1 protein-coding gene is annotated in these 201 nt (G+C 77.1%); it reads left to right on the top strand.

Features of this window, described 5'->3' with window-relative positions; genetic code table 11:
- The first annotated feature begins 10 nt into the window (after nucleotides 1-10).
- A complete protein-coding gene (locus tag BFN01_RS15775) occupies nucleotides 11-175 on the top strand; it encodes an FCD domain-containing protein (RefSeq protein ID WP_371260999.1) in 165 nt (54 codons plus the stop codon).
- Nucleotides 176-201 lie beyond the last annotated feature (26 nt).

Here is a 201-nt window from a genome sequence, read left to right as displayed (position 1 = left end):
CCGCGCCCGGGTGTGGCGCGGGGTCACCGAGCAGGGCGCGGTCGATCGCACGCTCTCAGAGCACCGCGCGATCGCCGAGGCCATCGCCGCGCACGACTCGGCCTTGGCCACGTCTCTGGCGACGGCGCACGTCGCCGGCGTCGAGCGCTGGCTGCGCCAGGCGGCCAACGCCTGACCCGGCGGCCCTGCCCGCTTCTCGAC

Source organism: Microbacterium sp. AR7-10 (assembly GCF_001878835.1).
Lineage (GTDB): Bacteria > Actinomycetota > Actinomycetes > Actinomycetales > Microbacteriaceae > Microbacterium > Microbacterium commune.
This window is presented reverse-complemented; position numbering and strand designations above follow the sequence as displayed.